The following is a 14,111-nucleotide window of genomic DNA, read 5'->3' as shown; positions in this document are numbered from 1 at the left end:
GGCTATGCGTACCCGCGTTAAAATATGCGGCTTTACCAATGTCGACGATGCCGTGCAGGCCGGTCGGCTGGGTGCCGATGCGATAGGGTTGGTGTTTTACCCGCCCAGTCCGCGTCATGTCGAGATAGAGCAAGCGGCGGCGATCAGCGAAGCCTTGCCGGCGTTCGTCAGCGTGGTAGCCTTGTTCGTCGATGCCGAACCGGACATGATTCGGCAAGTACTGGATAGAGTACGGGTAGATTGCCTGCAATTTCACGGCGAAGAGCCGGCGGAAGCCTGCCGGATCTATCGCAAATCGTATATCAAGGCCGTTCGGATGCGGCCGGGCATTGACGTAGCGCAGTTGGAGAGTCGATATGCCGATGCCTCCGGGCTGTTGCTGGATGCCTACCATCCGGGCTTGCCGGGCGGTAGCGGTAGCGGTTTCGATTGGGATTTGATTCCGCAAAGGCGATCGCTGCCCTTGATATTGGCCGGCGGTTTGACGCCGGAGAACGCTGCCGCGGCGGTGATTGCGGTACAGCCGTATGCGTTGGATGTCAGCAGCGGTGTCGAAGCCGGGAAGGGCGTCAAGGATGCGGCGAAAATGGCCGAATTCATAAGAAAAACTAATCGAGCGACTTGAGAATTATGACTGACACATACCCTTTGGGTGACAAGTACGACATGCCGGACGCCAGAGGGCATTTTGGTCCTTATGGCGGCATCTTTGTGGCAGAGACGCTGATGCCGGCGATTACCGAACTCAATCTAGCCTACCAGCGTTATATTAAAGACCCGGATTTTATCGCCGAACTGGACGCCGATCTGCGCGATTATGTCGGCCGGCCGTCACCGTTGTATCACGCTCAACGCTGGAGCCAGCATTTGGGCGGTGCGCAAATTTATCTGAAGCGCGAAGACCTGAATCACACCGGCGCCCATAAAGTGAACAATACCGTCGGCCAGGCCTTGCTAGCCAAACGCATGGGTAAGACCCGCATCATCGCCGAAACCGGCGCCGGCCAGCACGGGGTGGCCACAGCGACCGTCGCGGCGCGCCTGGGATTGGAATGCGTGGTCTACATGGGCGCGGTAGACGTGGCCCGCCAAGCGCTGAACGTGTACCGGATGAAGCTGCTGGGCGCTACCGTAGTGCCGGTCGAGTCCGGGTCGAAGACGCTTAAAGATGCGTTGAACGAAGCGTTACGCGATTGGGTCACCAACATCGATAACACTTTTTACATCATCGGCACCGTGGCCGGCCCGCATCCTTATCCGGCGATGGTGCGCGATTTCCAGGCCGTGATCGGCCGCGAGGCGCGTCGGCAATGCCTGGAGCAGGCCGGTAAGTTGCCCGATGCTCTGGTCGCGTGCGTCGGTGGCGGTTCTAACGCGATCGGCTTGTTCTATCCGTTCATCGACGACCTCGGCGTCAAAATGTACGGCGTCGAAGCGGCCGGCGACGGCATCGCTACCGGTCGTCATTCCGCGCCATTATCCGCGGGCCGCCCCGGAGTACTGCACGGCAACCGCACCTATCTGATGGCGGACGACGACGGCGAGATCATCGAAACCCATTCGATTTCCGCCGGCCTGGATTATCCCGGCGTCGGACCGGAACATGCTTGGCTGAAAGACATAGGCCGGGCCGAATATCCCAACATTACCGACGAAGAGGCCTTGCAGGGTTTCCACGCGCTGACCAAGATGGAAGGCATCATTCCGGCGCTGGAATCCAGCCATGCCATGGCCTATACGATGAAGTTGGCGCCGACGATGCGCAAAGACCAAGTTATTGTCGTCAACCTGTCAGGCCGCGGCGACAAGGACATGCACACCATCATGCAACGCGAGGGAATCAGTCTATGAGCCGTTTAGCCGCTAAATTCGCCGAATTGAAAGCATCCGGGCGCAAGGCTTTGATTCCGTTCATTACCGCCGGCGATCCCTACCCGGAGTTCACCGTGCCGATGTTGCACGAAATGGTCAAGGCCGGCGCCGACGTTATCGAGCTGGGTGTGCCGTTTTCCGATCCGATGGCCGACGGCCCGGTGATTCAGCGCGCCAGCGAGCGCGCCCTGGCTCATCATGTCGGCTTGCGCAAAGTGCTGACGATGGCAATGGAATTTCGCAAGACCGACCAGACTACGCCGCTGGTGTTGATGGGCTATTTGAATCCGATCGAGATCATGGGTTACGAAGGTTTTGCCAACGCGGTGCAGCGCGCCGACGTCGACGGCGTGTTGACAGTCGATTTGCCACCGGAAGAATCGGAGGACTGCGTCAAATTGCTGCGCGAGCGCGGCATCGACCAGATCTTTCTGTTGGCGCCGAACACCACGCCGGATAGGATTCGTAAAATGCACGAGGTCGGCAGCGGTTATCTTTACTATGTCTCGTTGAAAGGCGTCACCGGTGCCGGTCATTTGGACACTGCCGACGTCCAAGACAAATTGCAAATGATCAAGTCCAACACCGATTTGCCGGTCGGCGTCGGCTTTGGCGTCAAGGATGCCGAGACAGCGCGGACGATCGCAGCTATCGCCGACGGCGTCGTGGTCGGCAGCGCGCTGATCAGCAAGGTTGAAGCCAATCTCGACGACCCCGAGCAGGCCAAACGCGAAATTATCGAATTATTAAAATCCATGCGCCAAGCGATGGACCACTGAGCTACCTAGCGGAGAACACCCCGAATGAGTTGGTTTGAGAAACTGGTTCCCTCTGCAATAAGAACCGAATCGTCGCAAAAGCGCACCACGGTGCCGGAAGGTTTGTGGAACAAATGTCCACGCTGCGACGCGATACTGTTTAATGCCGAGTTGGAGAAAAACTTCAGCGTATGCCCCAAGTGCGAACATCATTTGCGGATTTCCGCACGCAAGCGGCTGAACATGTTTCTGGACGAAGACAATCGCCAGGAAATCGGCGCCGGCCTGAAACCGGCCGATCCGCTCAAATTCAAAGACAGCAAACGCTACAAAGACCGCATCAGTCAGGCGCAGAAACAAAGTAACGAAAACGATGCCCTAGTGGTGATGAAGGGCACTTTGCAAGGTTATCCCATTGTGGCGGCGGCCTTCGATTTCGGATTCATGGGCGGTTCGATGGGGTCTGTGGTGGGCGAGCGTTTCGTCCGCGGCGTCAACGAAAGCCTGCGTAGCGGCGCGCCGTTTATTGTCTTCACCGCCAGCGGCGGCGCCAGGATGCAGGAGTCTTTGTTTTCGTTGTTTCAGATGACCAAAACCAGCGCGGCGTTGACCAAACTGGCGGAAGCCGGGATACCGTACATTTCCTTCATGACCGACCCGACCATGGGCGGTGTTTCCGCCAGCTTGGCGATGCTGGGCGACATCAATGTCGCCGAGCCGGATGCTTTGATCGGATTCGCCGGGCCGCGCGTAATAGAACAGACGGTGCGGGAAAAATTACCGGAGGGTTTTCAACGCAGCGAGTTCCTGCAGGAACATGGTGCCATCGACATGATCATTGATCGCCGCGAGATGCGCGATAAAATAGCCGGCATATTGGCGATTTTGCGCGGCGGCGTTGCTGCCTCGGGCGAAAGCGGAGATACGGCCCAAAGTCCAATCAGCGAAACCTTGCCGATTCAGGACTAACAGCGGTCGAAATGGCGCGTTTCGATTCGCTGCAAGCCTGGTTGGCTTGGCAGGAACAATTACATCCACGTTCGATAGATTTGGGTTTGGCCAGGGTGGCCGGGGTTTATCAAAAGCTGAATCCGACACAGACAAAACCTTTGACCGTCACGGTGGGTGGCACCAACGGCAAGGGTTCGTGTGTGGCCGTCTTGGAGGCGGTGTATCGGGCCCAGGGCTATAAAGTCGGCGCTTATACCTCGCCGCACATCTTGCGCTATAACGAAAGAATTCGAATCGACGGTCGGGCCGTGGATGATGTCGACATTTGCCGGGTGTTTTCCCAAATCGACGCGGTTCGCGGCGACACCAGCCTCAGTTATTTCGAGTTCGGCACGTTGGCGGCGCTGTGTTTATTCGCCGAAGCCGGTCTGGATGTGCAGCTATTGGAAGTGGGTTTGGGCGGCAGGCTAGATGCGGTGAACATTGTCGACCCTGATGTTGCAGTGGTAACCACGATCGCGCTGGACCATGTCGATTGGTTGGGCAATACCGTGGAAGCGATAGGCCGGGAAAAGGCCGGTATTTTTCGGCGATCGGTGCCTGCTGTGATCGGCGATGCCGCGGCACCGGCTTCGTTACGGCAAGTGGCCGAACAGATTGGCGCCGAAGTTTATCAACTCGGCCAAGCCTTCTCCTACCGTAAGCTGGGCGAAACCTGGGAATGGCGTGCTGGCGACCGAGCCTACTGCGATTTGCCGACCCCGGCCTTCAAAGGCGAACACCAGTATCGAAATGCCGCCGCCGTGCTGATGGCCGTATCGGCGTTACAAGATCGCTTACCGGTCGGTGAACTGGCCATCCGCACCGGGTTGCTCCGGGCCAGCCTGCTGGGCCGGTTTCAACTGGTCGACGGCAAACCGCGCATATTGTTGGATGTCGGCCACAATCCGCAAGCGGTTGGCACGTTGGTCGAATATCTGAGCGACTATTTTCCCGATATCACCATTTATGCCGTGTTCGCGATGATGCGCGACAAAGATATCGCTACGGTGGTTGAGATGATGCGGGAGCGGGTTACAACATGGTATCTGGCGCCGCTCGATAATCCGCGTGCGGCGGAGCCAGAATTGGTTGAATCTTATTTTCGGCAGTTGGATATGGCGAACGTCGAAACCGGTTTCGCCGATTTTTCGGCCGCGTTTCAAGCGGCGTTGGCCGCAGCCGGGCCGGACGAGCTGGTTTTGGTGTTCGGCTCGTTTTTTCTGGTATCCGAATATTTGGCTAAATTTTCCTAGAGGTGATCGGAATGGATCAAGAATTGAAACAGCGATTGATAGGTGCGGCGGTCATTACCGCACTGGCCGCGATTTTCGTACCGATGTTATTCGACGATCCTATCGACGAAACGGGTAAGAATATCAGCGAACTGAAAATTCCAGAATTGCCTGCCAAAGCGCAGGAAGTGGAAATCATGCCGCTTCCGGAAAAAGTGGAAGACGTGCCTGAGGCCTCCGCTCCGGCTGCGGTCCCAGCGGCCAAGCCGGCTCCAAAATTCGTGGAAGAAGGCGAAGCCGAGGCCGAATTCGAAGCGCCCAAGCCGCAAATCAAATTGAGCGCTAGGGAAGCGGCGCCGTTAACGCCATCCGCAGCCTCCGCTGCCAAGGCTCCGGCGCGGGCTATCGCCCCGGCGGACGAAGAACCAGCCGAAGCGGAGGATTTGCCGCTCGCGCCGAAACCGGCGAAACCCGCCGTTTCGGTTCAAGCTTTACCGGGTGTCGCCCCGGTGCCCAAACCGTTGAAGCCGCTGGCAAAACCAGCCGAAGCGAAACCGGAACTACAGACCCAAGCGCCGGTAGCGCCGCCTGCGGTCAAGCCTGTCGCCCCGGCCGAGGACACCAACCGCTGGTATTTACAGGTCGGCACTTTCAGCCAGAAAGCGAATGCCGCCAGTTTGCAGGAGAGTTTGAAGCAACAGGGTTTTGCCGCAACAGTTAAAGAAGTCGCCGGCGACAAAGGCACCGTCTTCAAAGTTCGGATCGGACCGATCGTCGATAAAGCCAAAGCCCAGGCCGTCAAGGCCAAATTGGCGCAGATCAACGTCAACAGCTTCGTTTCCGCCGACGAATAACCGGTTTTAACCCGTTTGGGCATTTTGCTAAATTACTGAACGATGCCGGATTTGCTGCCTTGGGACAAACTGCTGTGGGTTGATTACACCATCATCGCCGTCATTTCCATGTCGGCGGTCATGGGTCTGGTTCGCGGTTTCATCAAGGAAGCCTTTGCCTTGGTGTTGTGGATTGCGGCGGTTTGGGTGGCGACCCATTACAGCCGCGAGCTTTCTGCGTTGCTGCAAACCACGATCAGCTACCCGTCGGCGCGCATCGCCGCCAGTTTCGGCTTGCTTTTTTTCGCCACGTTGATACTAGGCAGTCTGATCAGTTTCCTGTTGAGCCAACTGATCGAGAAAACCGGCCTGAGCGGCAGCGATCGCCTGCTTGGTATGTTGTTCGGTATCGTCCGCGGGGCCGTGCTGGTTTCCCTGCTGGTAATTCTGGCCGGAGTCACGCCGCTGCCGGAAGATCCCTGGTGGAAACAATCCGTTCTCATTCCTCCGTTTCAAGCCTTGGCGATCTGGTTGAAAAGCCAGTTGCCGGCCGGTTTGGCGGATTACATTCATTATCGATAATCCGGATCAGTTATGTGTGGTATTGCCGCTATTGTTTCCAATCAAAGTGTTAACCAAGACTTGTACGATGCATTAACCGTGTTGCAGCACCGCGGCCAGGACGCGGCAGGCATCGTCACCTGCGACGGTGGCCGCCTGCATTTGCGCAAGGACAACGGTCTGGCCAGAGACGTGTTTTCGCCCGAACAGATGATGAAATTGAAGGGTAATATGGGTATTGCCCACGTGCGTTATCCGACCGCCGGTTGCACCAGTTCCGCCGAGGCCCAGCCGTTTTACGTCAATTCGCCGTTCGGTCTGACCCTGGCCCACAACGGTAATCTGACCAATACCGAGGAGTTGAAGCGGCAGGTGTTCGTCGACGACCAGCGCCACATCAATACCGACTCGGATTCGGAAGTCTTGTTGAACGTGTTCGCCCACGAATTGCAGCAATTCGGCAAACTGAGGTTGACGGTAGACGACGTATTTCAAGCGGTAAGCGCCGTGCATAAACGTTGCCGCGGCGCTTATGCGGTCGTGGTGATGATCGCCGGCTTCGGCGTGTTGGGGTTTCGCGATCCGCACGGCATCAGACCGATCGTGTTTGGCGAACGCAAAACCGAGGATGGCGTCGATTACATGATCGCTTCGGAGAGCGTCGCCCTCGATGTCTTGGATTTTCGCCTGATTCGCGATCTGGCGCCGGGCGAAGCGGTATTCATCGAGGCTTCCGGCAAATTGCACACCCGCCAGTGCGCCGAAACCATCGACCATTGCCCGTGTATTTTCGAATATGTCTATTTTGCCCGGCCGGATTCGATCATCGACAACATCTCGGTTTACAAGGCGCGGATGCGGATGGGCAAAAAGCTGGCCGAAAAAATCCAGCGGGAATGGCCGGACCACGACATCGACGTGGTGATTCCGATTCCGGATACCAGCCGCACCGCCGCCTCGCAAATTGCCCACGATCTGGGGGTCAAGTTTCGCGAGGGGTTCATGAAGAACCGTTACATCGGCCGCACTTTCATCATGCCCGGCCAGAAACTGCGCAAAAAGTCGGTTAAGCAAAAGCTGAACGCGATTTCGCTGGAATTCGACGGTAAAAACGTATTGCTGGTCGACGATTCCATCGTGCGCGGCACCACCTCGGAGCAGATTATCCAGATGGCCCGCGACGCCGGCGCCAAAAAGGTTTACTTCGCCTCCGCCGCGCCGCCGGTACGTTACCCCAATGTCTATGGGATCGATATGCCGGCCGCGCGCGAGTTGATCGCCCACGGCCGTAGCGAAGACGAGGTGTGCCGGGAACTGGGAGCCGATAAATTGATTTATCAAGATCTCGACGATTTGATCGAAGCGGTCGGCCGGGGCAATCCGAAAATCGCGCACTTCGACACGTCCTGCTTCAGTCGCGATTACGTGACCGGCGATATCGACGATGCCTATCTGGCCAAAATCGAGGCACTGCGCAACGATCATGCCCAAGAAACCCGCAATAGCAGCAGCTTCATCATAGAAATGCAGGTGGCGAAATAATATGAATCAACCGGATTGGCAGGAATATGCCGCGGAGACCCAAGCCATACGCGCCGGCCAGAAGCGGACCCACGAGGGCGAACACAGCATGCCGATTTTCGCCACCTCCAGCTACGTGTTCGGCTCGGCCGAGGAAGCCTCGCTGAAGTTTACCGGTCAGCAGCCAGGCAATATTTATTCGCGCTTTACCAACCCGACTGTCAGCGCATTCCAGGAGCGCCTGGCGCTGATGGAAAAGGGCGAGCGCTGTCTGGCGTTTGCCTCCGGCATGGCGGCGATCATGGCGGTAGGTATGGCTCTATTGAAGGCAGGCGACCATGTGGTGTGTTCGCGCAGCGTATTCGGCAACACCGTCCTGGCTTTTCAAAATTATTTCGGCAAATTCGGCGTCGAAACCGATTTCGTCAGTTTGACCGATCCGGCCGCCTGGGAAGCGGCCATCAAGCCCAATACCCGCTTTCTGTTTCTGGAAACGCCGTCGAATCCGCTGATCGAAATCGCCGATATTCGGGCCTTGGCCGACATCGCCCACCGCCACGGTTGCCTGTTGGTGGTGGACAATGTGTTTTGCACGCCGATTCTGCAGCAGCCGTTGACCTTGGGTGCCGACATCGTCGTGCATTCCGCGACCAAGTACATCGACGGTCAGGGACGTTGTGTCGGCGGTGCGGTGGTCGCTAACGAAGAAATCATCGAAAAACAGGTCTATCCGTATTTGCGCACCGGCGGTGCGACGTTGAGCCCGTTCAATGCCTGGGTATTTGCCGGTGGTTTGGAAACGTTGGCGATTCGGATGAAAGCGCATTGCGATAGTGCCTTCGCCCTGGCCCAATGGCTGGAGCGGCAGGACGCCGTTGCCAAGGTGCATTATCCGGGGCTGGCGTCGCATGCCCAGCACGAACTGGCCAAACGCCAGCAAAGCCATTTCGGCGCGGTGGTCAGTTTCGAACTGAAGGGCGGCAAGGCAGAAGCCTGGCGTTTAATCGATGCGACGCGGATGCTGTCGGTCACAGCCAATCTGGGCGATGTCAAGACCACGATCACCCATCCGGCGACGACAACCCATGGCCGCTTGACGCCGGAGGCCCGCGCCGAAGCCGGAATCAAGGACAGCCTGGTGCGGATTTCGGTCGGTCTGGAAAATCTCGACGATATCAAGGCCGATTTAGCGGCCGGATTGGGTCTGGCCTAGAGGCGGGCAGACGGGGCAGCGAACGTAAAGTCAAAAATAAGCTATCTTTGTCCGAAATTCCTTAGAGATTCCGCGCATGTTCCAGGAAAGAAAAGAATACCGAAAAAATTTCAATGCCGAGGGGCGGCTCTACGTCGGTGGCGAGACCTTGCAAATCAATTGCTACGACGTTTCTCTGAACGGCGCGATGCTGGAAGTGATGCCAGGCGATTTGTTGACGACTATTCGGGATTTCGAGGTCATGCTGGAGCAAAGCCGGCGCGCAGAAATTTTCGTCGCCGAACTGCAGTTGGCCGGGGAAGTCGACATCGTCTGGGTCAAACGCGACCGCAACCGGATCATGATGGGTCTGGAATTTCGCGATGTGGTGCATAACGCTCAGAAACTATGGCGTAAGCGCCGCGGCTACCGCAAGGCCGAACATTTTAAGGCCGAGTTGTTCGTCGACAAGGAACGTTTCACGGTGGACGGCGTGGACCGTTCGGTGGAAGGCATGTGCTTAAAGTTGGCGGGCAGTGCGCCGGCGATCAAGCTCAATGCTCCGGTCAAAGTGCAATGCCCGGAGTTGGGCCTCAGCGCTTTGGGCAAAATCGTCTGGTTCGACAGTAACGAAATCAGTACTCGAATCGGCTTGCAGCTAGTCACTATTCGCTAAAGCGCTCGATTCCGGGCGACGGAGTTTCCCTGAAGCCCGGTTCTGCGGAACTTCAATCCTGTAGCAACGGATCCAGCTCCCGGTTCATGTCCAGTTCATGCAAATCGTCGAAGCCGCCAATGTGGCGCTCGCCGATAAAAATTTGCGGCACCGTGCGACGTTTGGTTTTTTCCATCATCTGCTCCCTTAATCCAGGCTCGGCATCGACGTTGATTTCGGTATAACGGGCGCCCTTACGCTCCAGTAAGCGTTTCGCCATCGTGCAATAAGGGCAAATTTTCGTGGTGTAGATGATGATTTCCGGCATGTTCAATTAATAAACTCTAATAAACCTGGCATTCTAACGGGCAGGCCGGTTTTGCTCAAGCGCCAAGGCCTGGGCTAAACGGCCGATCAAAGCTTCGGCGGCTTGCTTTAGCGAGGTGCCGAACGCCACTACGCCGTCTTCGTGCCCCAGCATGGTAAATATTCCGCTATCGTTGTTTGCGGTCGCTTCCAGTAGACTCGCCACGGCACTCGCCATTTCCGGGGTGCCGTAGGGGATGTGCGCGGCGGTATGCGCCAGCCGTAATTTTGCGGTATTGTGCCAAAGTTCCGGACAATGCCCATGAATCACGGCCTGCACATTCGGTAGTCGCTGGTAGATCACGGCGTGGGTCAGGGCTTCCGAGGACGGTTGCGCGGGGCCTTGAGCCTGTAGATGGTTCTGTTGCGGCGACGCGGCGGTGACCCAGGCATAATGCTCCCGGCCGAGCTGGGGCAGGTGGCCGGTCTGGGTCGCGGAAACCAAAAAGCCGTTCTGGCCGGGAGCCCGCCGGATACTGATGTTGCCGAAGCCAAGCCCATCGTATTTGTCGGCGATGCGACCAATCAGGCCCAGCCGGAATATGATGGCGCGCCAGGCATTGATTTCGCACAAATCCGCATCGCTTGGCAACGTCCGGTATTGGTGGTCGAGGCGGTATTTGATCACGCCCTCGCGATCATTCGGCATAAATGCTCCAGACGGTAATTTTCGATTGAGGTAATACACTAACTCATGAACTTTCATTTTTTTCTGCACGCTCTGTTTTTTTTAACAGCGTTGCTCATGGCCGATGCCGGTTATGCCGCAACGCCCAGTACGGCTATGAAAACCGTGTCGCGGGCCGATATCCAGCAGCGCGTCCAATTGGTCAAAGATAAACAAAATCTGAGCGAAGAGGCCAAAAACCGGATCCTGGCCGCTTACCGGGAAAGCGAGGACAATTTAAGCGAGGCCGAAGCCCAGGACGCTCAGGCCGAGTCCTTCAAACAGGCGTTGAATCTCTATCCGGTGGTGTCGAAACAAATCGCCGGGCAAATCGCCGAGGCGGAAAGCAGCCTAAAAAACCGCAAGTCGGAAAAGCTGGCTTTGATCCCGACCGATGAGTTGGAACAGCGCTTGATCATCGAAAAAACCCGACTCAGCGATCTGGATGCCGAGATTAGCCGGATCGAGGCCCAAATCGGCGAACTGAACGGCCGGCCGCAACTGATCCGGGAAAAAGTCGCCGAACTCAAAAACAAACAGGCTTCCAGTTTGCAGGAACAGCAAACCCTGGCCGCGCGCGCCGCCGACACGATCTATGAGCGCGAAGCGCGGCAGATTCAATTGGATACCCGGATTCGCCTGCTGAACAGCACGTTGAAAACCTTGGAGCTGGAAAATATCAGCAGCCCGTTGCGTTTGCAGGTCGAAAAGGACCGGATGCATCTGGCCACGTTGCAGCGCGAGTTGCAAAGCCTGGTGATTGCCGATCTGGATAATTTTTTACTGGACCGGCGCCAGCAGGAAATCGACAAGGAACGGGCGGAATTGGCGCAGGCCGAGAAGGATGCCGAGGGTAAACATCCTTTCATCAGAGATGCGACCAAGCGGAACATGCAGTACAACCGCAGCCTGCAGGATATCAACAAGAACATGGAGCAATACCTGCTGCAAAAGACCGAGATCGATACCCGCAGCAAGCAGTTGGAAAAAGACTTTCAAAGCGCCGAGCAAAAAATCAACCTGGCCGGTTTGAGTCCGGCTTTGGGCAACTTGTTGCGCGAACAACGGCGCAATGTGCCGCAGCGCAAACAATTCGCCCAGTTGAATGATGACATCCAGGAACAGATCGCCGTGGTCAGCTTGGAAATGTTCAAGTTGGACGAAGCCAAAAAGGAATTGGCCGACGTCAATCAGGTATTGTTGAATCAGATCGGCCAATTGCCGGCCGACACCGACGACGCCGAGAAACTGCGGATTCGTACCGAATTGCGCATGCTGCTGAACGACCGGAAGGATTTGGTGATGCGGCTGGCCGCCAGTTATAACGACTACGGCCGCTTACTCGGCGATGTCGATTTCAGTCTGCAACAAATGCTGGGCGTGGCCGATAAATTCAGCGCCTACCTCGACCAGCGTCTGCTCTGGGTGCCCAGCGCACCGGTGATCGACAAATATTATCTGCAAGACATTTTCTCGTCGTTGGCCTGGTTTCTGAACCCCGGCAACTGGTGGCGGGTGGCGGCAAATTTCGGCGAGAGCATCGCGAATTATCCGCTGCTGGTGCTGATTGGTTTGGGGATCGTGGTATTGCACTGGCGTTTTCGAGCGAACCTGAAACGCAAGCTGGCGCAATTGCTCGACAAGAACCCGATAGCCCATAGTTTCGGCCAGATTCTGTCGGGGATGGGGTATTTGATGCTGTTGTCTCTTTACGGCGCCTTGTTGATGGCCTGGATCGGTGGGGTGTTGTTGTTGAATGCCCGCGCCGATTTTTTCAGCCATGCCTTTGCCGAAGGCATGGTCGTGACGGCGCTGTCGCTGTTTGTCGTGCAATTCTTCTTTCGTTTGTTCAAACCCGACGGCATCGCCGAGACCTTGTTCCACTGGCCGGAGCATGCGACTAACTTGCTTTATGGCCAGATGAAGTGGGCCCGCTTTCTGTTGCTACCCTGCGTGTTCATCATGTCCATGACCGGTAGCGACTTGTTTTCCGAGCACAGTTATGCCTTGGGGCGTACCGCGTTGATCGTGATGATGCTGACCTTCAGCTACATTTTTCACCGTTTGACTCAGCCGCAAACCGGCCTGGGGCGTTATTTTTACCAACAGTCCGACGGTTGGTTCAGTCGCTTGCGCTATGTTTGGTATGCGATCGCGGTGCTGACGCCGTTGGCGATTATCGGTTTTGCCGTGGCCGGTTATTACCAAAGTGCGCTGGAGCTGGAAGAAAAGCTGATCGACAGTCTGCGGCTGGTATTCTTCGTCGCTTTGTTTCAGGCCTTGGTATTGCGCTGGTTGCGCAACACCCAGCGCAGGTTGGCTCTGCAGAATGCCCGACAGAAGCGCAAGCAGATCGAGCAGGCCGCCGCCGCGGCCGGTACCGACGGCGGGGCGGCAATCGAAGAAGAATTGCTGGATATTTCCAAAATCAACCAGCAAGGCCACCAGTTTTTGACTACGGTCACTGCGGTGCTGGTCGTGGTCGGGGTGTGGTGGATTTGGAGCGATATCTTGCCGGCTTTTTCGGTGTTCGACCAAATCGTGCTCTGGCAGTATAGCCAACTCGTCGAAGGCAAGCAGATTCTGCAGCCGGTCACGTTGATCAACCTGTTGCTGTGCCTGGTTTACGTTGGACTGGCATTTTTATTCGTCACTAATTTCCCGACTCTGGTCGATCTGATCACCGCCGGCAAGTTCGCAATGACTGCCGGCGGGCGTTACGCTCTGATACAGTTGGTGCGTTACAGCTTGGTTGCCATTGCCTTTCTGGCCGTGGCGAATGAACTGGGCGGCAGTTGGTCTCAGGTGCAATGGCTGGTGGCGGCGCTCAGCGTCGGTTTGGGTTTCGGCTTGCAGGAGATCTTCGCCAATATGGTATCGGGCATCATCTTGCTGTTCGAACGGCCGATTCGGGTCGGCGACACCGTCACGGTCGGCGACGTTACCGGCCGGGTCAGCCGGATTCAAATGCGGGCTACCCACATCGTCGATTGGGATCGCAAGGAGCTGGTGGTACCGAACAAGACTTTCATCACCGACCGGCTGATCAACTGGACCCTGTCCGATACCGTCACCCGGGTTGTGGTTCCGGTCAGCGTTTCCTACGGCACCGATATCGAGGTGGTGGAACAGATTTTGAGCCAGGCGGTGAAAAATACTGAGCAGGTTCTGGCCGATCCGGAGCCGACGATTAGTTTCGTCGGTTTCGGCGAAAACGCATTGGAATTTAAGGTCAATGTGTTCGTGCGCGAGTTGAGCGACCGGGTTGTCGCTACCCATAAATTGCATATCCAGATTTACGAAGCGCTAAAGGCCCACCATATCGAAATTCCGTATCCGCAACGCGACGTGCATATCCGTTCGGTCGCCAAAGGTGTTTTGAACGAGGGCGGCGCCAACTACTAGCCGACTTCAATATAACCCGGTTCTGTAATAAAATGCCGCGCTTTAAACCGAGCCTC

Annotated in this window: 13 protein-coding genes; 11 read left to right on the top strand and 2 right to left on the bottom strand. The window is 56.6% G+C overall.

The features are described 5' to 3' along the window. Positions 1-4 precede the first annotated feature (4 nt). The 10 genes from NP603_RS14785 to NP603_RS14740 all read left to right on the top strand — a co-directional run bounded on the left by NP603_RS14785 (position 5) and on the right by NP603_RS14740 (position 9,638). The gene (locus NP603_RS14785) at positions 5-625 is read left to right on the top strand and encodes a phosphoribosylanthranilate isomerase (protein WP_256611689.1); all 621 of its coding nucleotides are present in this window, start codon (positions 5-7) and stop codon (positions 623-625) included. 5 nt (positions 626-630) lie between these two features. Beyond that, the gene (gene trpB, locus NP603_RS14780; protein ID WP_305891445.1) at positions 631-1,851 is read left to right on the top strand and encodes a tryptophan synthase subunit beta; all 1,221 of its coding nucleotides are present in this window, start codon (positions 631-633) and stop codon (positions 1,849-1,851) included. Then, positions 1,848-2,651, top strand: a complete 804-nt coding sequence (gene trpA, locus NP603_RS14775; RefSeq protein WP_256611688.1) for a tryptophan synthase subunit alpha — start codon at positions 1,848-1,850, stop codon at positions 2,649-2,651. The genes trpB and trpA overlap by 4 nt, the downstream gene beginning before the upstream one ends. A 24-nt stretch (positions 2,652-2,675) precedes the next feature. Continuing rightward, the gene (gene accD / locus NP603_RS14770; RefSeq protein WP_371928871.1) at positions 2,676-3,599 is read left to right on the top strand and encodes an acetyl-CoA carboxylase, carboxyltransferase subunit beta; all 924 of its coding nucleotides are present in this window, start codon (positions 2,676-2,678) and stop codon (positions 3,597-3,599) included. An 11-nt stretch (positions 3,600-3,610) separates the two neighbouring features. Further along, on the top strand, positions 3,611-4,876 hold the full coding sequence (folC, locus tag NP603_RS14765) for a bifunctional tetrahydrofolate synthase/dihydrofolate synthase (RefSeq protein ID WP_256611687.1): 1,266 nt from the start codon (positions 3,611-3,613) through the stop codon (positions 4,874-4,876). 11 nt (positions 4,877-4,887) lie between these two features. Continuing rightward, positions 4,888-5,709 (top strand): SPOR domain-containing protein, encoded by an 822-nt coding sequence (locus NP603_RS14760; protein ID WP_256611686.1) that lies wholly within the window; start codon positions 4,888-4,890, stop codon positions 5,707-5,709. A gap of 42 nt (positions 5,710-5,751) precedes the next feature. After that, the gene (locus NP603_RS14755) at positions 5,752-6,270 is read left to right on the top strand and encodes a CvpA family protein (protein ID WP_256611685.1); all 519 of its coding nucleotides are present in this window, start codon (positions 5,752-5,754) and stop codon (positions 6,268-6,270) included. 12 nt (positions 6,271-6,282) lie between these two features. Next, entirely contained in the window at positions 6,283-7,791 is a 1,509-nt protein-coding gene (purF, locus tag NP603_RS14750) for an amidophosphoribosyltransferase (RefSeq protein WP_256611683.1), read from the top strand. Between the two features lies 1 nt (position 7,792). After that, positions 7,793-8,983 carry an O-succinylhomoserine sulfhydrylase gene (locus NP603_RS14745; protein WP_256611682.1) on the top strand — a complete coding sequence of 397 codons (1,191 nt, stop codon included), beginning with the start codon at positions 7,793-7,795 and terminating at the stop codon, positions 8,981-8,983. A gap of 76 nt (positions 8,984-9,059) precedes the next feature. Continuing rightward, complete coding sequence (locus NP603_RS14740) at positions 9,060-9,638, top strand: PilZ domain-containing protein (protein WP_256611681.1); 579 nt, start codon at positions 9,060-9,062, stop codon at positions 9,636-9,638. A gap of 52 nt (positions 9,639-9,690) precedes the next feature. Here NP603_RS14740 and grxC read toward each other — a convergent pair whose 3' ends face one another. Together grxC and NP603_RS14730 are read right to left on the bottom strand one after the other, a co-directional pair. After that, positions 9,691-9,945: a glutaredoxin 3 gene (gene grxC, locus NP603_RS14735; RefSeq protein WP_256611680.1), complete on the bottom strand. Its 255-nt coding sequence runs from the start codon at positions 9,943-9,945 to the stop codon at positions 9,691-9,693. A gap of 33 nt (positions 9,946-9,978) precedes the next feature. Next, positions 9,979-10,632, bottom strand: coding sequence for a class II aldolase/adducin family protein (locus tag NP603_RS14730; RefSeq protein WP_256611678.1), 654 nt, complete (start codon positions 10,630-10,632; stop codon positions 9,979-9,981). 45 nt (positions 10,633-10,677) lie between these two features. On the opposite strand from NP603_RS14730, the gene NP603_RS14725 reads away from it, so the two are divergent. Then, positions 10,678-14,055, top strand: coding sequence for a mechanosensitive ion channel domain-containing protein (locus NP603_RS14725; protein ID WP_256611677.1), 3,378 nt, complete (start codon positions 10,678-10,680; stop codon positions 14,053-14,055). Positions 14,056-14,111 lie beyond the last annotated feature (56 nt).

The organism is Methylomonas aurea (assembly GCF_024505045.1).
GTDB lineage: Bacteria > Pseudomonadota > Gammaproteobacteria > Methylococcales > Methylomonadaceae > Methylomonas > Methylomonas aurea.
Note: the sequence above shows the minus strand (reverse complement) of the source record. Positions and strands in the feature narration are given on the sequence as shown.